Annotated in this window: 22 protein-coding genes and 1 pseudogene; 9 read left to right on the top strand and 14 right to left on the bottom strand. The window is 58.6% G+C overall.

Annotation, left to right across the window (positions count from 1 at the left end):
- Both ACP7E4_RS27280 and ACP7E4_RS27275 read left to right on the top strand, forming a co-directional pair.
- A pseudogene (locus ACP7E4_RS27280) lies at positions 1 to 1,286 on the top strand (hypothetical protein); the annotation flags it as partial.
- Positions 1,283 to 2,353: a hypothetical protein gene (locus tag ACP7E4_RS27275; RefSeq protein WP_426118922.1), complete on the top strand. Its 1,071-nt coding sequence runs from the start codon at positions 1,283 to 1,285 to the stop codon at positions 2,351 to 2,353. The pseudogene ACP7E4_RS27280 and the gene ACP7E4_RS27275, both read left to right, overlap by 4 nt.
- Before the next feature lie 62 nt (positions 2,354 to 2,415).
- Here ACP7E4_RS27275 and trhA read toward each other — a convergent pair whose 3' ends face one another.
- Positions 2,416 to 3,033 (bottom strand): PAQR family membrane homeostasis protein TrhA, encoded by a 618-nt coding sequence (trhA, locus tag ACP7E4_RS27270; RefSeq protein ID WP_426118924.1) that lies wholly within the window; start codon positions 3,031 to 3,033, stop codon positions 2,416 to 2,418.
- A gap of 151 nt (positions 3,034 to 3,184) precedes the next feature.
- On the opposite strand from trhA, the gene ACP7E4_RS27265 reads away from it, so the two are divergent.
- Positions 3,185 to 4,102 (top strand): LysR family transcriptional regulator, encoded by a 918-nt coding sequence (locus ACP7E4_RS27265; RefSeq protein ID WP_426118926.1) that lies wholly within the window; start codon positions 3,185 to 3,187, stop codon positions 4,100 to 4,102.
- A 96-nt stretch (positions 4,103 to 4,198) separates the two neighbouring features.
- On the opposite strand, the gene madM is transcribed toward ACP7E4_RS27265, so the two are convergent.
- The 10 genes from madM to ACP7E4_RS27215 all read right to left on the bottom strand — a co-directional run bounded on the left by madM (position 4,199) and on the right by ACP7E4_RS27215 (position 11,989).
- On the bottom strand, positions 4,199 to 4,963 hold the full coding sequence (gene madM / locus ACP7E4_RS27260) for a malonate transporter subunit MadM (RefSeq protein ID WP_331149517.1): 765 nt from the start codon (positions 4,961 to 4,963) through the stop codon (positions 4,199 to 4,201).
- A gap of 1 nt (position 4,964) precedes the next feature.
- Positions 4,965 to 5,411, bottom strand: coding sequence for a malonate transporter subunit MadL (gene madL, locus ACP7E4_RS27255; protein ID WP_426118928.1), 447 nt, complete (start codon positions 5,409 to 5,411; stop codon positions 4,965 to 4,967).
- Positions 5,412 to 5,477: 66 nt separating this feature from the next.
- A complete protein-coding gene (gene mdcH / locus ACP7E4_RS27250) occupies positions 5,478 to 6,413 on the bottom strand; it encodes a malonate decarboxylase subunit epsilon (RefSeq protein ID WP_426118930.1) in 936 nt (311 codons plus the stop codon).
- Positions 6,410 to 7,036: a malonate decarboxylase holo-ACP synthase gene (locus ACP7E4_RS27245; protein ID WP_426118932.1), complete on the bottom strand. Its 627-nt coding sequence runs from the start codon at positions 7,034 to 7,036 to the stop codon at positions 6,410 to 6,412. The genes mdcH and ACP7E4_RS27245 overlap by 4 nt, the downstream gene beginning before the upstream one ends.
- Positions 7,037 to 7,837, bottom strand: a complete 801-nt coding sequence (gene mdcE / locus ACP7E4_RS27240) for a biotin-independent malonate decarboxylase subunit gamma (protein WP_426118934.1) — start codon at positions 7,835 to 7,837, stop codon at positions 7,037 to 7,039.
- Positions 7,834 to 8,685 carry a biotin-independent malonate decarboxylase subunit beta gene (locus tag ACP7E4_RS27235; protein WP_426118936.1) on the bottom strand — a complete coding sequence of 284 codons (852 nt, stop codon included), beginning with the start codon at positions 8,683 to 8,685 and terminating at the stop codon, positions 7,834 to 7,836. The genes mdcE and ACP7E4_RS27235 overlap by 4 nt, the downstream gene beginning before the upstream one ends.
- Complete coding sequence (locus ACP7E4_RS27230; RefSeq protein ID WP_426118938.1) at positions 8,678 to 8,977, bottom strand: malonate decarboxylase subunit delta; 300 nt, start codon at positions 8,975 to 8,977, stop codon at positions 8,678 to 8,680. The genes ACP7E4_RS27235 and ACP7E4_RS27230 overlap by 8 nt, the downstream gene beginning before the upstream one ends.
- 2 nt (positions 8,978 to 8,979) lie before the next feature.
- Positions 8,980 to 9,861, bottom strand: coding sequence for a triphosphoribosyl-dephospho-CoA synthase (locus tag ACP7E4_RS27225; protein ID WP_426118940.1), 882 nt, complete (start codon positions 9,859 to 9,861; stop codon positions 8,980 to 8,982).
- The gene (gene mdcA, locus ACP7E4_RS27220) at positions 9,861 to 11,537 is read right to left on the bottom strand and encodes a malonate decarboxylase subunit alpha (protein WP_426118942.1); all 1,677 of its coding nucleotides are present in this window, start codon (positions 11,535 to 11,537) and stop codon (positions 9,861 to 9,863) included. The genes ACP7E4_RS27225 and mdcA overlap by 1 nt, the downstream gene beginning before the upstream one ends.
- A 242-nt stretch (positions 11,538 to 11,779) precedes the next feature.
- Positions 11,780 to 11,989 (bottom strand): DUF6124 family protein, encoded by a 210-nt coding sequence (locus ACP7E4_RS27215; RefSeq protein ID WP_426118944.1) that lies wholly within the window; start codon positions 11,987 to 11,989, stop codon positions 11,780 to 11,782.
- Between the two features lie 528 nt (positions 11,990 to 12,517).
- Here ACP7E4_RS27215 and ACP7E4_RS27210 point away from each other — a divergent pair.
- Together ACP7E4_RS27210 and ACP7E4_RS27205 are read left to right on the top strand one after the other, a co-directional pair.
- Positions 12,518 to 12,766, top strand: a complete 249-nt coding sequence (locus tag ACP7E4_RS27210) for a CopG family ribbon-helix-helix protein (RefSeq protein WP_426118981.1) — start codon at positions 12,518 to 12,520, stop codon at positions 12,764 to 12,766.
- The gene (locus ACP7E4_RS27205; protein ID WP_426118946.1) at positions 12,759 to 13,052 is read left to right on the top strand and encodes a type II toxin-antitoxin system RelE/ParE family toxin; all 294 of its coding nucleotides are present in this window, start codon (positions 12,759 to 12,761) and stop codon (positions 13,050 to 13,052) included. Before ACP7E4_RS27210 ends, ACP7E4_RS27205 begins: the two co-directional genes overlap by 8 nt.
- Here the strand turns inward: ACP7E4_RS27205 and ACP7E4_RS27200 are convergent.
- Together ACP7E4_RS27200 and bamA are read right to left on the bottom strand one after the other, a co-directional pair.
- Positions 13,034 to 13,462, bottom strand: coding sequence for a hypothetical protein (locus ACP7E4_RS27200; protein WP_426118947.1), 429 nt, complete (start codon positions 13,460 to 13,462; stop codon positions 13,034 to 13,036). The two genes, ACP7E4_RS27205 and ACP7E4_RS27200, sit on opposite strands and share 19 nt — an antisense overlap.
- Positions 13,463 to 13,492: 30 nt before the next feature.
- On the bottom strand, positions 13,493 to 15,859 hold the full coding sequence (bamA, locus tag ACP7E4_RS27195; protein WP_426118948.1) for an outer membrane protein assembly factor BamA: 2,367 nt from the start codon (positions 15,857 to 15,859) through the stop codon (positions 13,493 to 13,495).
- Positions 15,860 to 16,053: 194 nt separating this feature from the next.
- Here bamA and ACP7E4_RS27190 point away from each other — a divergent pair, with 194 nt between their 5' ends.
- Both ACP7E4_RS27190 and ACP7E4_RS27185 read left to right on the top strand, forming a co-directional pair.
- A complete protein-coding gene (locus tag ACP7E4_RS27190; RefSeq protein ID WP_426118950.1) occupies positions 16,054 to 16,743 on the top strand; it encodes a response regulator in 690 nt (229 codons plus the stop codon).
- On the top strand, positions 16,740 to 17,999 hold the full coding sequence (locus tag ACP7E4_RS27185; protein ID WP_426118951.1) for an ATP-binding protein: 1,260 nt from the start codon (positions 16,740 to 16,742) through the stop codon (positions 17,997 to 17,999). The genes ACP7E4_RS27190 and ACP7E4_RS27185 overlap by 4 nt, the downstream gene beginning before the upstream one ends.
- Positions 18,000 to 18,033: 34 nt before the next feature.
- On the opposite strand, the gene ACP7E4_RS27180 is transcribed toward ACP7E4_RS27185, so the two are convergent.
- Positions 18,034 to 19,170, bottom strand: a complete 1,137-nt coding sequence (locus tag ACP7E4_RS27180) for a Fic family protein (RefSeq protein WP_426118953.1) — start codon at positions 19,168 to 19,170, stop codon at positions 18,034 to 18,036.
- Positions 19,171 to 19,459: 289 nt separating this feature from the next.
- On the opposite strand from ACP7E4_RS27180, the gene ACP7E4_RS27175 reads away from it, so the two are divergent.
- Positions 19,460 to 19,942: a helix-turn-helix domain-containing protein gene (locus tag ACP7E4_RS27175; protein WP_426118955.1), complete on the top strand. Its 483-nt coding sequence runs from the start codon at positions 19,460 to 19,462 to the stop codon at positions 19,940 to 19,942.
- Entirely contained in the window at positions 19,939 to 21,231 is a 1,293-nt protein-coding gene (locus tag ACP7E4_RS27170; RefSeq protein WP_426118957.1) for a type II toxin-antitoxin system HipA family toxin, read from the top strand. The genes ACP7E4_RS27175 and ACP7E4_RS27170 overlap by 4 nt, the downstream gene beginning before the upstream one ends.

Raw genomic sequence — 21,231 nt, 5'->3', positions numbered from 1 at the left:
ACACGGCCAAACGGGCGGCGGACAAGGCTGAAAAACTGAGTGGGTTGGAGAACGCGATCAAGCTGCGGGATGCGATGCGCGATAGTACGGCTTTTCGGGCGTTGGATTCGGTGCCGGTGGCGGGGGCGATTGTGGGGTTGGAGATTTGGAATTTGGTGAATGAGTTGGATCTTTCGTTGCAGACGAGTCGGGAGAAAAGCAGGATTCGAATGGGTGCGGGTTTAGCGGGAGCAGGAATTGATTTGGCCATCGCTTTGGAAGCGCTGACTGTGAAGCTGGTTGGTAGTCATTCTGTTTTGGCAGTTGGACGCAAAACTGTATTCATCATTCCTGATAATATTGCCAAGCAACTTTTCGGATCGCTTAGTAATCGGCTGGTAAAAAAATACAGCGCTCGATTACTTGGCCAGATCAGCGCCGGTCTGATCTTCGTCGGACTCAACCTCTACGACGCCTGGTATTCATACAAATGGGGCGACGACACTTATATTGGCCATTTGATCATGGCTTCTGGCGGGTTGATCGGCACCATGAGCAGTTTGGTAATTGGCGGCACTTCCTTCCTTGGCTTGAGTCCCTTGGGTTGGGCCTCGCTGCTATTGATTGTCGCTGGTGCGGGATTGGCGTACTGGCTGAGCAGCAAGCCCATTGACGACTGGCTGAAAAAAGGGCCATTTGGCGACGATCAGCATGACGCCGCGCCACACCTGCACGAGCCTGAAACTGCTTTTTATTACCTGCTCAGCCTCTTCGCCAATATACGTATCAGCATCGACCACAACCCGGACTTTGTTCCCGATTACCATCTGGACTTTCGTGACACGGTGCCATTCGAGGTACGCAAGGCCAATACCCGAATTCGTATTGAAAGTAGTCTCGCGGGTCTTCTGAATGTAATGGAAGGGATAGATGTCAAGGCGTTTTTAGCCCTCAAGTGTACTGAAAAATTTCACGATATATCGCGTATCAATGCATACGAAAAGAGCACGCTGACACCTGTTAAAGATTTTGCTCATCGACTTCTGCCAAATGCACTGGAGATGTTTGTCAACACGCCTCCTTCCTATTTGTCGGAGCCTGCAAGAAATCTCCCAGGTGAGTTTTACAAGTGGTACGTCCGTGCGCAACTTTCGCTGAGAGACGGCCCGCATACTTGGGTATTCCCGGCTCCGCCACCCAAGGACCCGACGCCCTTCAGGCCGGCCTATGCAAAACCGGATTTTGAAAGTCGTGGAAGTTTGTTCTGGGCTGACGAAACCGAAAACAAAGTGGAGGACGCGCAGTGACCGCCGTTAAAACGCCCTACTATGCAGCCTCGGCTTATCGTTCAGACAGCATTCCCAATCAAGCACCCTCCACGGAGCGCTCGTGGCTAAAACGGCTTGCCAAGAAACGTCTGCCTTGGGGCAAATCTCAAAACGTTGCTCCAGATGATTTTCTGCGTGAACGTGCGCCTGAGAAGTTACGTTTTCAAGCAGATATGCGGAAAGAGCGCGAGGAGAAACTTGCGTTGGGTACTTACGTTCCCGCGCCCTATGAATATGTGGATTTCCACGACAGACACGACCATGAACGGTTCAGATATTCACTTTGGTCAAAGCGGTCTCAATTTTGGATTTATATGGCCATGTTCGGTAAAGGATTTTTCTTGGTTCTTTTGATTCCTTCTATCTTCGCTTTATCAGTGGTTATATATATCGATTTAGAGCCATGGGAGGTTGTTGCCCTAGATATGCTTAAGAATTTTCTCTCGTGGTTCATCGGGCTTCCTCTACTGTGCTGGATGATAGGCTCATTAGTCATCCACAAACTCCCCAAACTCTGGGTAAAACCCTCCCGAGGCCCAATCTGGGAACTCAATCGTCGCACCGGTCTGGTAACGCTTTTCGACTACGACAACAACGGCGAATACAAGAAAAACGGCACTATCGGCGAATTAACCGCGCCGTTTTATGAGTTCGATGCTTACCTTGAATCGGGGCCAGATCGGCAGGGTTCGATGAATCATGTGTTATGCATTGCGCATCGTTATCGGGACATCGTGATCAATTTTTCTTCGCTGGTTAACGTCGATAACCGCTGGCAGATGCCCTGCGCGTTATGGGATTTTCTGCAGAACTATATGGACACCAGCCGCCCGCTGCCGGATTTGCCGCGTTATGAAGAGTTTCGCCATCTCGACCCGACCACCGCCGCCCACGACCTGAAAACCGGCCGTAATCCGCGCTTCTGGATCGACATGGACGACGAAACCTACAAGCTGCACTTAAGCCAGCTACTGGAAAACATCGATAACATCGACACCTTCAAACGCCCGAACCTGATGGCGCGGCATGTGAGGCATGTGGATTGACTCAATCGTGGCGCAGATCGAAGCCACCCGCTCCTCGGGAGGTATACAGGCGTCCGAGCCCGTTACACCACATAAAAACAAATCGCCCCAAAGTGCAGCAGGCTTCCGGCGATGACGAACAGATGCCAGATCCCGTGCCAATGGCGGAAGCGCGTATCGTAGGCGAAGAAGATGATGCCGATGGTGTACAGCGCGCCGCCGGCTGCCAAAAAAGTAAAGCCCGCCGTGCCCAGTGCCGCCAACAGTGGTTTGACCGCCACCAGCACGATCCAGCCCATCACCGCATAAATGACGATGGACATGATTCGCGCTTCGGAGCGCGGTTTGATTTCCTGCAGGATGCCGATAATCGCCAGGCCCCAGACGATGCCGAACAACGTCCAGCCCCACGCGCCGCGCAACGTGACCAGGCAAAACGGCGTGTAGCTGCCGGCGATCAGCAGATAGATCGAAAAGTGATCGACCTTCTGCATGATCTGTTTCGCCCGCCCGCGAACGCTGTGGTACACCGTCGACGCGCTGTACAAGGTCACCAGCGTCACGCCATAAATCGCCATGCTGACGACTTTCCAGACATCGCCGTACAAGCTCGCATACACCAGCAGCCAGACCGCACCAACCAGCGCCAGCACGGCGCCGATCAGATGCGACCAGGCGTTGAATTTTTCTCCGTGATACATCCGCACATTACCTCGCTGACCAGAATCCTGCGCAAGGCTCTAGGTTAAACGCCCGCAGTGCAACCAGCGCATGCGCCGACAGGGAATTTAGTGCAGCCAGCGGCGCATGACTTGGGCACAATCGCTAGCATTCAAACAAGAAACCTTTGCCATGCAAATCGACGATGAGTTGACCCTCAAGAAGCTGGAAATTTTCCTGGCCTTCATGCGCACGGGCAACCTCGCCCGGGCGGCCGCCGAGTTGCAGACCAGCAACGTCAGCGTACACCGGGCGATTCATTCTCTGGAAAGTGCCCTGCGCTGCCCGCTGTTCAAACACGAAGGGCGCAACCTGACGCCGCTGGAAAGCGCTTATGTGCTGGAAGAACGTGCGCAGAAGCTGATCCAGGACGTGCTCGCCACGGTCGAACTGACCCGTCAGGCGGCGGGTTTCTCGGCGGCGCGCTTCAAGTTGGGGGCTTTGTATTCACTGACGGTCAAAACCGTGCCGCAGTTGATCATGGGTCTGAAAATCCGCCGCAGCGAGCTGAATATCGATCTGATTCTGGGCTCGAACCTCGACCTGTTCTACAAGCTCAAGAACATGGAAGTGGACGCCATCCTGGTGTCGCTGGACGAAAGCGTCAACGATGCGGATTGCGAGCACCTGCCGCTGTTTTCCGATGACATCTTCCTTGCCGCGCCCGCTGATTCGCCGTTTTCGCAACACCGCGAAGTGGACCTCAGCGACCTGCGCGAAGCCACGTTCATCACCCTCACCCAAGGCTTCGCCACCCACCGCGACGGTGCGCGAGTGTTTCAGCGGGCGGGGTTCGAACCGAAAGTGGCGATGCAGGTGAACGACATCTTTACCTTGCTGAGCATGGTCAGCTCAGGCGTGGGATATGCCCTGCTGCCGGGGCGCATCGCGGCCGTCTACGAAAACCGCGTGCGCCTGATCCCGCTGCAAGCGCGCTATCACATGCAGCAGCACATCGGCCTGGTGTTCCTCAAATCCCGCGAGCGCGACCCGAATCTGCTGGCGTTGGTCGCGGAGTGCCGGATGTATAGCAATCGACTGGCGACCTGATTTCGTTGGAGCGAGGCTTGCCCGCGAACCGGTCGACGCGGTGCATCAGTCATACCGTGCAGAATCATTCGCGGGCAAGCCTCCAACGGATTTGGTCTACCCCACAATCGCCCTGACGATGAAATACAGCAACGACGGCCCAAGCAGGCAACCCAGCCCGGTGTGGAACGTCGCGGTCAGTGCGCCGTAAGGCACCAGGCGTCGATCGGTTGCCGCCAGGCCTGCGGTTACGCCGCTGACGGTGCCGGCCAAACCGCCGAAGACCATCGCCGAACGCGGGTTATCCAAGCCCATCCAGCGCGCGGCCATGGGTGTGCCGACCATCACCAGAATCGCCTTGATCAAGCCGGTGGCAATCGACAATGCCACCACATCCGAGGTCGCGCCCAGCGCCGCACCGGTGACCGGGCCGACGATATAGGTCACAGCGCCCGCGCCAATCGTGGTCATGCTGATTGCGTCGCGATAGCCGAACACCCAGGCGATGCTTGCCCCGACAATGAACGGCAGGATAGTGCCCAGCAGCAAGGCAATCACGCCGATCATCCCGGCCTTGCGCGCTTCGGTTGCCTGCACTTCGAACGCCGTGGCGACGATGGCGAAATCTCGCAGCATCGCGCCGCCCATCAGGCCGATACCGGAGAACAGCGTGATGTCGGCCAAGCCTTTCTGGCCGCCGGTCATGGTGCCGCCGACCCAGGCCAGAATCAGCCCGATGACGATGGCGATGGCCGAGCCGTGAATGCGCCCGAAGGTCAGGCGCTTGGAGATCACCACGGAAATCCACATCACCGCGCCGACGAAAGCGAACGCCGTGACCAGCCCGTTATTGATCAAGCCTTTATCAATGATTTCCCACATATCAACGACCCCCGACTGGAGTTGGTGTTGGGGTTGCGGCTGGAGTTGGGGAAATGCCCGGAATAATCAGCGGTTCCTCATCGGGCAGCGGCTCGCCCTTGTTGGTGCGGCTGATCACGGCAATCGTGCAACCGCAGATCACCACCGACGCCACGGCCGCCAATACCGCAACCGGGCCACCTTTCAACGCCGTGACGACGTTCTGTTGCGCGGCCATCGCCACCACCACCGGAATGTACATCGCGCCCCAGAAGCCGACGCCGAGCTCGCATTCCTTGGTCATGCCGCCGCGTTTTTGCATGTAGAGACGGGCGAAGATCAGCAGGATCATCGCGATCCCGACGCCGCCCACGTTGGATTTTACGCCCAGCAGAACGCCGAGCAGGTCGCCGAGAATCACCCCCGCGAGCGTGCAGATCGCCAGCAGTGCCACACCGTAGATAATCATTATTGTTATTCCTCTATGTTTGCCTGACGAAGTTGTTGTTTTTGTCCTTCGAAACAGCACTGCGGTCTATGGGTTGCGGCGGCCCTCCTCACGCGACAGCGCGACCAGACTGTCCAGGCGAGCGCCTTGAAAAGCGATTGCCGTGCCTTGTTCGAACACTTTTCGCGCCAGCCCCGTCAACACGGTGCCCGGCGGTAATTCAATGTGCAGGCGCACGCCACGCTCGTAAGCGGTCTGCACGGTGCTGCGCCAGTCGATGACCCGGCACATGTTGAACGCCAGATCATCACTCAGCTTGTCGGCGCTCAGAATCGGCCGTGCGCTAGTGCCGCTGAGATAGCGAATCTGAGGCGCGTTGACCGTGACGTCAGCCAACGCCGCCGCCAGGGTTTGCGCCGGTCGGTCGAGCAGCGCGCAATGGGACGGCACACTCACCGCCAGGCGCCTGGCCGCTGCGGCGCCGCTGGCTTTGGCCCGCTGCGCCACCGAGGCCATGGCCGCGACGCTGCCGGCAATCACGAACTGGTTGTCGGCATTGAGATTGGCCAGATAAACCGGCGTTGCGGCGCTGTGCACCTCGGCAAGCAACGCTTCGACCGTGCCTTGATCGAGCCCGATGATGGCGGTCATGCCGTAGCCTTCGGGATAAGCGTCTTGCATCAACTGACCCCTTAAGGCCACAAGCCGTACGGCATCGTCGAACGCCAACGACCCGGCAATCACCGCAGCCGGATATGCACCGATGGACAACCCGGCAACGTAATCCGGCGTGCAGCCTTTTGCCTGCAATAACCGGGCGTAGGCCACGCCAGCGATCAACAGGCACAGCTGGACGGCGCGGGTCGATTGCAGCGCTTGCTCTGAGTCGAGCAGTAAAACGTCTTCGTCCAATGCAGCGCTGGCTTCGCTCAAACAACGGCGTACGGATTGCTCGCCAGGCAATTGCTGCAACATGCCGGTTTGCTGCGCGCCCTGACCGGGAAACACCCAAAGGCTGCTCATGAGCACACCGCTTCCAGATGCCAAGGCTCAGCCACCAACTCAGCGCCGCTCGCACTTTTGCGCAACACCTGACGCGATGCGCCCGCCCATTCACGCAGCGCGACTGCGCCGAACGGTGTTTGCAATTGCACGTCAATGCGGCACACCGCGTCGTTCAGTCTTTGCACCAACTCGGCAGCCCAAATACGACTGACGAAATCCGGGGTGCGGACGATCAAGTCCAGATCGCTGTGCTGATGCAGCGCCGCAATGCCGCTGGCCAGTTCGAATCCTGCACTGCCGCTGACGCCCCAAATCAGGCCCAAGGCATTCATTGGCGGGCGGATCTGCGCCAAGGCCTGCAACGCGGGCCAATCGTTTTCGCCGAGCGTTGCTGTCAGTTGTTCGGGCCGCACACAGCGCTGCACATCAGCCAGCGCCATGAACGTCGCATAACGCTGCTCGCGACGTGGCCCGCGCACGCCGACGGCAACCTGCCCAACCGGCGCCGATGCCCGGCGCACCACAACTGGATGCCCGAGGCGCACCGCCTCGACCACCCAATCCGGCGCGTCGTCCGGCAGCGCGGACACGGGCATGCCCCACAACAAATCATGGGCCAGCACCGTCCGTTCAGTGTTCATTTACCACTGCGCCCGCAGCAGTTCGCGCACTTTGCTCGACGCCTGGCGATTGCTCGCGCCGAGGCGGCTGCGCAAGTCGCTGCCGGTGGCGTGCACATCTTTGATGGCGCTGCTCAACACGTCCTGAACCTGAGTCAAATCCTGCGCGGTGGGCTGTTCGATCTGGCTCACCGACAAGGTTTCCCAGAGCAGGCCGAGGCTGGCGAAGCTTTCAATGTCGTAAGCCATGGGCGGAATGCTGGCGGCGAGTTTTTCCAGTTCCTCGACGCTGCGCAAGGTAACGCGAGCAGCCGATTCCTTGCCCATGGCATGCACCATGACACCCGGATCACGCAGGGCAATCAGCCGGTTGGCCTGATAGCCGTGGGCCAGAAACGCACCCGACATGGCTTTGCCCACCAACAGGGCGATCACCGGATGCCCGGCCAGACGCGCGCGGGCATAACTGTCCACTGCGCCCGCCAGCGCTTGATGAATGCCCAGCGCTTCTTCGCGCCGACCATAAGCCTGGCTTGGCACATCGACGATGGCGATCAGCGCACGTTTGTGTTCGTGGTCGCGATCCAGTTCGATGGCAGAATCCACAGCCTTGGCCAGACCCCAACCTTCCAGCAAGCCGACTTCGCCGTTGCGCGCCCGAGGGAAGCGGTTCTCGACGTCGGCCACCACAGCCAGAAAGCGCACCGGCTGGTCTGCCAACACACCATCGGCGGCCTTGACCGAATGCGGCAAGCCCACCACTTCGGCGGCGTTGGCGCTGAGCGCCTTGAACCAGTTCAAACCTCGTGAGGACGCGCTCATGATTGGGCTCCTTGGTACAGATCGCGCACGGTCAACGGCTCGATCTGCGCTTGAGTGTCCAGCCGCGCCAGTCGCTGCAAAAACAGCTCGTACTGGCCGCTGCGGTTTTCGGTCGGCACGCCTTGCTTGATCCACGCCGTCACCTGGGCGCGAATGTCCTGCACGTCATCGGCGGCGAAACCGTCCACCAGATGACTGGCAAAGCGTTGCTCACCACCGGTCAGGCTCCAGATGAAGGGCCGGTCGCGAGAATCGTATTCTTCGATCCCGGCTTCCTGCTCGATCACCTGCGGGCCGTTCAGGCCGAGGCGTGCTTCCTGGGTCACCAGCAGATAACTGCAAAGACCTGCGGCGATGGACATGCCGCCAAAGCAGCCGACGCTACCAGCCACCACGCCAACCACCGGTTGGTACTGGCGCAGGTCGACAATCGCCGCGTGAATTTCGGCAATCGCCGCCAGGCCCAGATTGGCCTCCTGCAAGCGCACGCCGCCGGTTTCCAGCAACAAAATCGCTGCGGTCGGGATGCCGTTGCGGTTGTCTTCAGCAGCCAGCTCCAAAGCGCCAGCCATTTTCGCACCGCCGACTTCGCCCATGCTGCCGCCTTGAAACGCGCCTTCAATGGCGGCGATGACCACTGGCAAACCGCTAACGGTGCCTTTGGCGACGATCACGCCATCATCAGCCTGAGCGACGATGCCTTGCTTGATCAGCCAGGGCGACATCAGGCGCTCGAACGGGCCGACCAACTCGCGGAAACTGCCCGGGTCGAGCAAGGCCTGCGCCCGCTGCCGAGCGCCCAGTTCGATGAAGCTGTGTTGACTCAACAAACGCGCGACATCAGTCATGACCGACCTCCTCGAAACCCTGTTCCAGACGCAAGCGCACCACACCCGGCGTCGCGCCGAAATCGTGGATATCGATGGTCATGGCTGGCGGCATCTGGCCGTCGAACATGCGCTGGAACAGATGCTGCCAGCGGGCGGAAGCGCCGTTCACCGAGGTCACCACATTGATCGACAACTTGCCCGGCACGCCGGGTTCCAGCAGCACTTCCAGATCACCCGAACCGACGCAACCCACCAACGCACGGCTCACGGGCGGCTGACCGGCGGGGAATTCAAAAGACAAGGTTTCCATGGTTAGTCACTCCTCGATAAATGGCCGAGCGCGGGCTCAAGGCTATCGATGAACAGGCAGGCGGCGAGCAGATCAGCGGCACCACCGGGCGATGCGTTGAGCTGCAACAATTGCTGATCCAGTTCGTGCAGGCAGCGCCGACCGCTGAGGCTCGCGCTGCCACCGGCATCCAGCACCCGTTGCGCGCCGCGTTGCATGGCGTTCAGCCCGGCGGTGCCAGCGCGATACAGCACGCAGGTATCACTCAAGGTGGTCATGATCGCCAGCAAGGCATCGAGTCGCGCGTTCTGCTCGCCATGACCCGTGGCGCGGCTGCGTTGCAGTTGCGGCAAACCGAACTGCAGGACGGCGGGGAAGCCCAGTTGCGCTTGTTCTTTCGCGCCCATGGCGCCGTAACGACGGGCCACTTGCTGGCCGTGGCTGGCTTGGGCGATGACATGGCGATCATCAATCAGCGCCAGCTTGGCAGCGCGCAGGCTGAGGCTTGCGGCGCTGCAATTTTCCGGTTCCAGTGCCGCTGCGGTCACCAGCAATCCCAAGGCCCAGATCGCGCCGCGATGAGTGTTCACGCCTTCGGTGGTGCGCAGCATTGCGGCTTCGCCCTCTCGACCAATGCGCCCCAAGGCTTCGCGCAAGGGTTGGCCAATGACGCCAAACTCCATGGCGGCTTCGGCCATTTCCTTGAAGGCAGGCCACAGCGACAACGCCGATGCGTGCATCAAACCCAGGTGCAAATCGCGGTGGGCACCGCTGCCGCGTCGATCCACCAGCGCGGGTTTCGGCGACAAGTCCGCTTCATCGATCAACGCTTCCACGGCGAGATCCGCCAGATGATCGGCGAGGGACAGCGCTTCAGATTCGGTTTTGCGTGCGAGTGCGCTCATTACCAGCTCCTGAATTTGGCGGGCGGGTTGTACAACCCGCCTGACCACTGGACCAGATCGCCGATGCTCTTGGCCGCGAGCAATTCGCGGCTGGCGTCGGTGCGGCGAATTCCCAGGTCTTCGGGCAAGGCAATCAAGCCTTCGCGGCGCATGCGCGCAGTGTCTTTGGGGTTGTGACGCAGGCCGATCACGGTGACGCCCGCGACGGCGGCGATCATCGCCTGACGCTCTTCCAGGCTGCGCGCCTTGTACAGATAAGCGATGCCTTCTTCGGTGAGCAGGTGCGTCACGTCATCGCCATAAATCATGATCGGCGCCAGCGGCATGCCGCTTTTCTTCGCTACTTCAACGGCATCGAGGGTTTCGACGAACGTGGGTTTGCCGCCTTCCTGGAAGGTTTCGACCATCTGCACGACGAGCTTTTTGCCGCGCTCAAGATAAGCTTCCGGGCCATCGCCGCTCTGCTGGCGCATGTCCAGCCAGGCGGGCGTCGGATGGCGGCGGCCGTGCGGGTCATGGCCCATGTTCGGCGCGCCACCGAACCCAGCCAGGCGTCCGCGCGTCACGGTCGAGGAATGCCCGTCGCCATCGACCTGCAACGTCGCGCCAATGAACAGATCCACCGCGTACTGCCCGGCCAGCTGGCACATCATGCGGTTGGACCGCAGCGAGCCGTCGCGGCCGGTGAAGAACACATCAGGCCGCGCGGCGATGTAATTTTCCATGCCCAGCTCGGTGCCGAAACAATGCACGCTTTCCACCCAGCCGCTTTCGATGGCCGGGATCAAGGTCGGGTGCGGATTGAGGGTCCAGTTGCGGCAGATCTTGCCTTTCAAGCCGAGGGATTCGCCGTAGGTCGGCAGGATCAGTTCGATGGCGGCGGTGTTGAAACCAATGCCGTGGTTCAGCGATTGAACGTTGTGTTTCTCGTAGATGCCGCGAATCGCCATCATCGCCATCAGCACATGCACTGGCTTGATGTGGCGCGGGTCGCGAGTGAACAGCGGCTCGATGTAGAACGGCTTGTCGGCCACCACCACGAAGTCAACCCAAGACGCCGGGATATCAACGCGAGGCAACTCGCTGACGTCATCCACCAGCTGATTGACCTGGACGATGATGATGCCGTCGCTGAACGCGGCGGGTTCGATCAGCGCTGGCGTGTCTTCGGTGCTCGGTCCGGTGTAGATATTGCCCGCGCGGTCGGCCATGAAACCGGCGGACAACACGACGTTGGGGATCAGGTCGACGACCAGCCGCGAATACAGCTCGATGTAGGTATGAATCGCGCCGACTTCCAGCAGGCCGTCTTCCAGCAACTGGCTGATGCGCAGGCTTTGCGTACCGGCGAAAGAGAAATCGAGCTTGCGGGCGATGCCGCGTTCGAACAGATCCAGATGCTCGGAACGGCCGACGCTGGGCATGATCATGTGCAGGTCGTGCAGCCTGGCCGGGTCAACCTTGGCCAGCGAGCGGGAAAGGAAATCCGCCTGTTTCTGGTTGTTGCCCTCCAGCACCACGCGGTCGCCCGGCATCATCAGGGCTTCCAGCGCCGCCACGATCTGGTCAGTCGGCAACACCACACCATCGGCAAGATGCCGCACCTGTTCGAGCCGCCGCTGTTTTTCACTGCGACGACGCGACCAGCGCGCGTCGGGGTTCATTATTGTTGTCATGGTCACTCCACGAATTCGCTGTCGTGGGTCACCTTAGGAGCGAAGGGTGTCGGGCATCAATCAAGCAAACGGTGGAATCGTTACGGTTGGAGTAATGGATAACCTTGTTGGCGGGCTTGCCCGCGAAGCTTCCCGGACAAATCCGGTCCCACGGGAGATCGGGAATTCTTGTAGGAGGGAATTCATTCCCGAAGACGTATTCGCGGGCAAGCCTCGCTCCAACGGGTCCCCGTTAAGACCGACTAGCGCAACGAGCGCTCGACCATCACATTGGCCATTTCAACCAGATGCACGACGGAGAACGTCAGATCACGCTTGGCACCGGAAAGGCTGTCGCCGCATTCATAGGCGGCCATGGCGCAACGCAGGAGATCGGAGGCGTGGATCAGGGCTTGTTCCTGGGTCAGGGATTGGTTGGCGATGAAGGGGATTTCAGATGTGGTTTCGAGCATTTGATAAAACTCCAAAATAGAAAGGAGCCGCCAATTTCGCTACCAAACAAAAGGTGGCGGCCGTACGCAAGTTGGTAGAACCGGTAGGAGGCGGCCGGCGCGTCCGAAGACGCCATGCGCACGGCCACCAAAAACAGGCCGTATAAAAGCACCCCGCAAAAGGTGGCACCTTGCGCCTCCATATCCTCAGATCTACCAAACCTGATCGCTGATTTTGCAGCGACGGCAGGAGATTAGTGACCTGAATCACAAGGCGCAAGCGGTCGGGATTTTCTCGGAAATTTCACTCAAGGGGAAGGGAAGTGTCTTGCTGATAAGCGCATCTGGGTAGTTCAGCATCTCCTCGGGTAATACATATATAGCTCAAGGATGAGGTGAACATTGGTAGATTTCAACATCGACAACTCTTTCAAGGACCTCGACTCCATGACGCACTTAACCGATGGGACTTCGTTGCGCGCCAGCCAGCAGCGGTATACTTTTCTGCCTTGCGCACACGCCTACACTCGTCAATTTTGGGGATACGCCATGGCATCGCCCATCCTGTCGTTCAGGGTCGAAGAACAACTGGTAGAGAATTTAGACGAACTGGCCTTGGCCACAGGTCAGGATCGCGAGCATCATTTGCAGCGCGCACTACAGCGTTATCTCGAAGCAGAACTGACCTGTCTGCGAGAGATAGACGAAGGAATTGCTGATGCAGAAGCTGGACGCCTTACCGATCTTGAAATCGTGAAAGCCAAGTGGGTAGAGCGTGCTAACAATAGCGATGACTGACAAAGCAGAGAGCGATCTGCAAGCTATTCACGAGCACTACGCGTCACATTCCGGCATCAAGGCAGCAAACGACGTCATTTTTCGCACCGTCGAGGGACTGGAACAGCTGACAATGTTCAGTGAAATAGGCCGACCATCTCAATTTCGAGGAAAGCGTGAATTGGTATTCGTACGTCATCCCTTTATCGCAACCTATCAAATCAAGAATAACCAGGTTCAGATTCTCAGAATCCAGCATCAGCGCACAGCACGAGGAAGCGACGACCCCTACCCCACCCGCACCTGAAAACTTCGCTTGCGATGGCGCAGCTTATTTGCCTTGCCCTCAACCTTTGGCGTACACGCCGCATCGCTGATCCAGCACAGCAAGCGCACATCGCCGCTGCCGCTCATGCGGTTGAGGGTCGCGGTGTTGTTCATCATGGCTTTCATCTGGCGGGCGACGTTAAAGATTTGCTCGATGAAATCGGCTTGTACCGCGCCCTGGGTTTCGACGCACATTTCGGTGTTCTTGAAATAGATCTGCAGGTGATAGCGGGTTGATTCCTGCCGGCCGCCGCTGCCGGCCAATACGACCGTGAAGTTTTCACCGAGAAATTCGCGCAGTTTGTCCTGCAACGCGTCCATCACCTCGATGGGCATTTCCTCGATCAAGGCCAGCTTCACCGGCCTGCTTTGGTGCGGGTGTTTGTTCATCCGATGCTCCGGGCAGACGCGGTCATGGGGTTAAAAGGTCTGGCCAAGGGAGAACTGGAAGATCTGGGCTTCGGAGTCGTCCGGCTTTTTCACCGGCAGAGCGAGACTGAAACTCAAGGGTCCCAACGGCGAATACCAGGTTGCACCGACGCCGATGGAGCTGGCCATCTGATCGAGGCTCACGCCATCGCAGTTCTGCGTGGTCGCCAGATAACACTTGCTGGAGTAGACGGTGCCGAAGTCCCAGAACAGTGAAGTTCGCAGTGCCTTCTGGTCTTTGATGAAGGGCATCGGGAACAGATATTCCGCACCGCCGGTAATCAGAATGTTGCCGCCAAGGGCCTCGGTATCACGGTCCGAATAGTATTCCTGCCCCTGGCTTGAGTAGTTGCCGGTGGCCGCCGTGTTGCGCGGGCCCAGCGTGCCGCTTTTGAAACCGCGAACCGTGTCCTGCCCGCCCGCCGTGTAGTTTTCATAGAACGGCAGGCCATCGCTGGAGCCGTAACCCCCGCCATAACCCAGTTTGGTGTGCAGACGCACAGAGGTGGCGTTACTGACCGGCAGAAACGTTTGGCCGGTGTAGTCGATCTTGTAGAAGGTCAGGTCGCTACCGGGCACGGTGGCCATGAACGTCAGGCTTTGCGAATGACCACGAGTGGCCAGCACGCCTTTGTTCAAGGTGGACTCCGACCAGCCCATGCTCGCCTTGAAGTTGGTGAATTCGCTGCCTTCACGTTCGATGAAGTCGTAGATTTCATCGGCGCTGTAAGTGCCCGGATCGAGGGTGTCGTGCTGCACCGTCATGCCGTAGGTAATGCGCGAGGTTTCGTTGATCGGATAACCCAGGCTGACGCCCGCGCCGAAGCTGTTGAGGGCGTAGTAGGAAACCCCATCGTCGTAATATTTGCTGTAGTCGGTGTCGCTATAGAAAACGTTGTACCCCAGGCTGACGCCATTGGGCGTGAAGTAGGGGTTGGTAAAGCCGAAGTTGTATTTGCTCTGATATTCCGAGCGGGTCAGGCCGATGCTGGCGTAGTTGCCGGTGCCGAGAAAGTTCGTCTGGCTGATCGAACCGCCGAGAATCAAGCCGGAGCTCTGGGCAAAACCGACGCTGGCCGTGATCGAACCGGAAGCCTGTTCGATCACGCTGTAATTGACGTCGATCTGGTCATCGGTGCCTGGCACCGCCGGGGTTTCGACGTTCACTTCCTTGAAGAAGCCCAGCCGGTCAAGACGGGTTTTCGATTGGTCAATCAGGTAAGTCGACGCCCAGCCGCCTTCGATCTGACGCATCTCGCGACGCAGCACGTTGTCGGCGGTCTTGGTGTTGCCGCGATAGTTGATGCGGTTCACGTAGGCGCGCTTGCCGGGGTCCACCACAAAGGTGATATCGACAGTGCGGTCTTTGTCATTGGGGGTCGGCACGCCGTTGACGTTGGCAAAGGTGTAGCCGTCGTTACCCAGCCGGCGGGTGATCAACTCGGATGTGCTGGTCATGACCTTGCGCGAGAACACTTGCCCCGGTTTGACCAGCAGCAGCGATTTGACCTGGTCTTCCGGCACTTTCAAATCACCGCTGAGCTTCACCGACTTGACGCTGTATTTCTCACCTTCGTTGATATTGACGGTGATGAACACGCTCTTTTTGTCGGGTGACATCGAGACCTGGGTCGAGGCGATGTCCATGTTGATGTAGCCGCGATCCAGGTAATAAGAGCGCAGGCGTTCGAGGTCGCCGGAAAGTTTTTCCCGGGCGTACTTGTCGTCGTTCTTGAAGAACGACAGCCAGTTGCTGGTCTTGAGTTCGAACAGGCCAACCAAGTCTTCATCGGCAAACACGCTGTTGCCGACGATGTTGATGTGCTTGATGGCCGCGACGGTGCCTTCATCGATATCGATTTTCAGGCCGACGCGATTGCGCGGCTGCGGGATGACCTGCGCGTCCACGGACGCGGTATACCGGCCCTGGGCGACGTACTGGCGCTGCAATTCGTTGCGCACGCCTTCAAGGGTTGCACGCTGGAAAATTTCGCCTTCGGCCAGACCTGACTGTTTCAGGCCTTTCATCAGGTCTTCGGTGGAAATGGCCTTGTTGCCGGTGATCTCGATGGAAGACAGGGTCGGGCGCTCCACCACCGTCACCACCAGCACATTACCGTCGCGGCCCAGCTGAATGTCCTGAAAGAATCCGGTCTTGAACAGCGCGCGCGTTGGCTCGACCAGGCTGTGATCGTCCACTTCATCGCCAACGTTCAGCGGCAGCGCGCCGAACACGCTGCCGGCAGAAACACGCTGCAGACCGTTGATGCGGATATCGGTGATTTTGAATAACTCCGCATGCGCGAGCGTGGCGTTAAGCAGCAGCAAAAGTGAGAACAACTGGCGCGAACGAATCATCAAACCCTTTCCAGGAATACAACGACAAACAGCACGGGTGCAGTCGAGCGGCCCGGGCTGGAGGGCGTGCAGCATAAAAGTGTCGCAAGTTCGGTGCGGTTAACGGAGTGTGAAGTTAGGTAAAGATTTGCCCGTCGAGATGACACCGGGCCAGCACGCGCCGATACTATTTTGAAACCATTCAAGAGCCCGCCATGACCTGCGTACTTCTCGTCGACGACGATCAGGAATTGACCGGCATGCTCAGCCAGTACATGGCCTGCGAGGGCTTTATCGCCACGGCTGTGCATACCGGCGAAGAAGGTGAAATCGAGGCGCTGTCCGGCAAATACGCCATCGTGGTGCTGGACGTCATGCTGCCGAGGATTTCCGGTATTGAAGTGCTCAGGCGCATTCGGGCCAAAAGCCAGGTGCCGGTGATGCTGCTGACCGCGCGCGGCGACAATATCGACCGGATTTCCGGCCTGGAACTGGGTGCCGACGATTACGTGCCCAAACCCAGTTCACCCGGCGAACTGGTCGCCCGTCTGCGCGCCATCATGCGCCGGGTCCAGCCAAACAGTGGCGCCGGCAACCTGCCCGAAGTGCTCAGCACCGGCGCGCTGATGCTCTGGCCGGGCAAGCGCCAGGCGCACTGGCACGGCGAAAAACTGGAACTGACCAGCACCGAATTCAGCCTGCTGGAAGAGCTCGCACGTCACGCCGGGCAAGTGGTCAGCAAACAGCAACTGTCCCTGAATGCCCTGGGTCGACCGCTCAAGCGCTATGACCGCAGCATTGACGTGCACATCAGCAGCATTCGCCAGAAGCTGGGACCTCGGGACGATTCCCTTGCCTGGATTCAAAGCGTGCGCGGGCTGGGTTACCTGTTGATTGCCGAATGAAGCCGGGTCGTCTGTTCTGGAAGTTGTTCCTGGCGTTCTGGATGGCAACCAGCCTGACGTTTCTGGTGGGGCTGGGCATCCTCATGTTCAGCAGTTTCGGACCGGGTGATCCTGAGCTGCGGGCGATGCTGGCCAGCGAGGTGCGCATGATCGAGCAATTCGGCGAAACCGCCAGCGCTCAGCTACTCAGCACCTGGCAATTGCACCCCGGCCAAGAGGTCGGGCTGTATGACAGCCGAGGCGCGCTGCTGGCTGGCACCGACGTTTCCCACGCGCAATTCGAAAAACGCCTGATCAGCAAGGATGGCAACGCCGTGCTGCTGAGATCTTCGGTAGCGGTGAGTAATGACTTTCAACAACGGCCGTTCGGTTTCACGCCGTTACTGATTGGTACCGTGATGAGTGCCCTGTTCAGCTGGTTGCTGACCTGGTATCTGCTGCGTCCGCTGGAGCATCTGCGCCGCGCCATGAGTTGCCTGGCCAAAGGTCAGTTCGAGACGCGTATCAAGCCGTTGATGGGCAATCGCCGGGATGAAATCGTCGACCTGGCCAGTGATTGCGACACGATGGCTAATCAGCTGAAAATGCTGGTCGAATCCCAGCAACAATTGTTGCACGACATCTCCCACGAACTGCGCTCGCCCCTGACGCGCATGCATGCCGCCATCGGCCTGCTCAATCAGGACCCGGCGCGGCACGAGATGCTGAGGCGCATCGAGCGCGAATCCGAACGTATCGACACGCTCATCGAGGAGTTGCTGACCCTCGCCCGCGTGCAGGCCAGACCGGACAGCGTCGAGCGCGAACAGCTGGACGTCGTCGAACTGCTGGCCGCCATCACTGAAGACGCGCAGTTCGAAGCAAACGCCAAGCGCTGCCGGGTGTCGCTGGAAGCGCAGCAACCCTTCGTCAGCCACGTCAATGGCGAGTTGCTTTATCGGGCGTTCGAGAACGTCATCCGCAATGCTGTGCGTCATGCCCGAGACGGCACCGAAGTGCTGATATCCGCCGAGGTCGACCCGCAGGAAAATGCACTGACCGTGAAAATCATCGACCAGGGCCCCGGTGTCGAAACCGGCCGCCTGCAAAGCATCTTCCAACCTTTCGAACGCGGCCTCGACGACACCACCAACGGCTTCGGCCTGGGCCTGGCCATCGCCCAGCGTGCAATTGAAATGCACAAAGGCCGCATCGCCGCCCACAACATGGCCGAAGGTGGATTCATGGTGGAGATCAGTTTGCCGAGGTGTGTTTGAGCGTGTCTGAAAATAGCGGCAGTGAGGTGGTCGATTACAGACAGACTTGATAGCGCGTGCTTCGACCTCCCCCTGGAAGTTTCTGCAAGCAGCCTTTATCAAGCAAGTCGGCAAGATGCCGGGTCGCCGTGGCCTTGCTGACTTTGGCGACTGCTTGATACTGCGCGGCACTGATCCCGCCTTCGAAACCCGGTTTATCACTCAACAGACTGCCGTCCAACAGACGATCGAGCACTTTGACCTGCTCCGGCGATAGCTCCTTGGCCCGATGTTGCTGCCAGAAACGCGCTTTGGCCAGGACTCGATCGATCCGTTGGGTTGCCAGTTGCAGCGAGTCCAGCAACGTCTGGAAGAACCACTCAAGCCAGGGCGTGACGTCCAGTCCAGCCTTTTGGCTGACTTCCAGAATGCGGTAATAGTCAGGTCGAGCTGCCAGGATGCTGGCCGACATAGCGTAGAACCGAATGGCCTGGCTTTCTGCCTGAGCCAACGCCAGATCAGTAATGACTCGGGTCAGCCGCCCGTTGCCGTCGTCGAATGGGTGAAGGGTCACGAACCAGAAGTGCGCCAGGCCAGCACGCAAGAGGGGATCGAGACTGGCATCCGACTGACTGCGATTGAACCAGTCGAAGAATGCGTCCAGCTGGGCTTCGAGCCCCTTGCGCGGCGGCGCCTCGAAATGCACTGTCGGCCGATCAATACGACCGGAGACCACTTGCATCGGCTCATCACCACGCACGGCGCCTACTTGAATGCGCGGGGATAAAAGGGTTTCCTGCGCCGGAAACAGCAACATATGCCAATGCAATACCCGTTCAAGCGTGAGCATTGTCTGGTGTTGTTGCGTAGCGTCCAGCATGAGTTCTGCCAGGCCTTCACTACGCGGGCTGACCTTCTGACCGTCCTCAAGACCGAGGCGTTTGGCGAGCGATGATCGCACCGAGCCTACATTGAGCTGCTCACCTTCGATTGCCGACGACGTGATGATGTTTTGCAGCAGCGCATCAAGTTCCGTCTGCGCGCTGGCATCAGCACCCACCGCACCCAGCATGCCCAGCAGCTGGCCTTGCGCGTGCGAACAAGCGCGTAACAACCCGGCCAGACGATCTCCCTGCCAGTGAAAATTCGGCCAGTCGGGTTGCTGCCAGATCCAATAAGGTAATTCGCTCATCGACAAGTCCTGTGGGTATGAGCCGAATCATAGCCATATTCGGCTCATGTGGTGAGCCGAATAAGGCTCTCATTCGGCTCGCGCCAGCATCACGAATCAGATTCGTGGGGGCGAGGCTTGCCCGCGAATGCGGGGTTTCAGGCAATGCGTTCACACGGCGCGCGAATGAATAATAATAAATATTTATATCAATCCGGCCAACCAAACGTATTAATCTAGCCCGCGCCACCATTGATAAAGTGTAAGAATTCTAGTATTTAAAGCTTTATATATACGGAATTATTTCACTATGGCCAGAAAGACCGCCCCCCTCCTTCCAGCTTCCGAATCGCGCCTTCACCAGTTGGGTGACCGATTGAAGACGGCGCGGCTGCGTCGCAAATTGACCGCCAAACAGGTCGCAGAGCGTGCAGGCATGTCAGCAATGACCCTGCGTAATGTTGAGGAAGGCGGCGCGGGCGTCACCATTGGCGCCTATCTATCGGTGATGCGGGTCCTGGGTCTTGAAAAGGATCTTGACCTTGTTGCAGCGGATGATGTTCTCGGTCGCCAACTCCAGGACGCTGACTTGTTGCCCAAATCAAATTCACGCAGAGCGGTTGCGATGAAAGATTCAACTGTTTCCCCAAACATGGAGACCGCTTCAGACCTGCGGCAAGCTGAGCCGTTTTGGGATAAAAGCGCTGTGCCAGGCCCGACCACCCATGCAAACGAGCTGCAGAGATTTATCGTCAAACGCAGCAAAAAACCAGATGACGAGACGGATAGATGAACCGGGAAATTGCGGTATATGCAGACTGGGAGGGATTGGAGCTTCCGACAAGACTTGGCATTCTGCATGTGCGCCGTAGCAACCAGCGAGAAATATTCGAGTTCGAATATGATCCATCAGCACTAACAGCACCCTGGATGCGAAATATCCAGCTGGATCCGGCGCTGAGCCCATATTCAGGGCCGCAATACCCTCAGCAGGGGCAGGACACTTTCGGGCTTTTTGCTGATTCGAGCCCGGATCGCTGGGGGCGCTTGCTTATGAAGCGACGACTGGACCGGGAAAAGCGTAGCGGATTGGCTGACTCGAATGACCGACTGTACGAGTCCGATTTTCTACTCGGGGTCCACGATCTGTTTCGGGTAGGCGCATTGCGACTGAGAGTTGATGACACGGGGGCGTTTCTTGATGACAACCATGGGCAAGCCGCGCCGCCGCTGGTGATGTTGAGAGCCCTTGAGCAGGCCAGCCGGGCGCTGGAGATGGATGAGAGCAATACGGCGCCTCTGGTGGATGACTGGCTTCGCATGCTACTCGCGCCAGGAGGTTCATTGGGCGGTGCCAGACCCAAGGCCACAGTGGTTGATCCAGATGGCCAGTTCTGGATCGCAAAATTCCCCAGTGCCAGGGATGACTATGACGTTGGCGCATGGGAGTCGGTAGTGCATGCCTTGGCTCAAGCCTGCGGCATTCGTGTTCCTGAGGCGCAGCATGGGCGCTATGCCAGTCGTGAGCATACGTTCCTCATCAAACGTTTCGACCGGACACCCGCAGGCAAACGTATTCACTTTGCGTCGGCCATGACGCTGACCGGACACACCGACGGCGATGATGCCTCAACCGGCGTCAGCTATCTTGAGATCGCCGAGACCCTGATGAGCCAAGGTGCCCAGCCAAATGCCGACCTGAAAGAGCTCTGGACTCGGATCGTTTTCAATATGTTGATTTCCAATACAGACGATCACCTGCGCAACCATGGTTTTCTATTGGTACCGGGCAAAGGCTGGAAGTTGTCCGACGCCTATGACATGAACCCCGTGAGTTACGGAACGGGGCTGAAACTCAACGTCAGCGAGCATGACAATGCACTGGATCTGGATCTAGCCCGTTCGGTCTGCAGGTATTTCCGACTATCGCTGGCCCAGGCAGACGAAATCATTGATGACTGCCGAGAGGTCGTTTCGCAATGGCGCAATGTGGCGGGTGCGATTGGGTTGGGACAGCACGCACAGAGCGAGATGGCAGCCGCATTCCGGCTGGCAGAAAACGGGCATGGCGACCCGAAGTAG

The sequence above is a fragment of the Pseudomonas sp. DSP3-2-3 genome (genome assembly GCF_049898225.1).
Classification (GTDB): Bacteria; Pseudomonadota; Gammaproteobacteria; order Pseudomonadales; family Pseudomonadaceae; genus Aquipseudomonas.
Note: the sequence above shows the minus strand (reverse complement) of the source record. Positions and strands in the feature narration are given on the sequence as shown.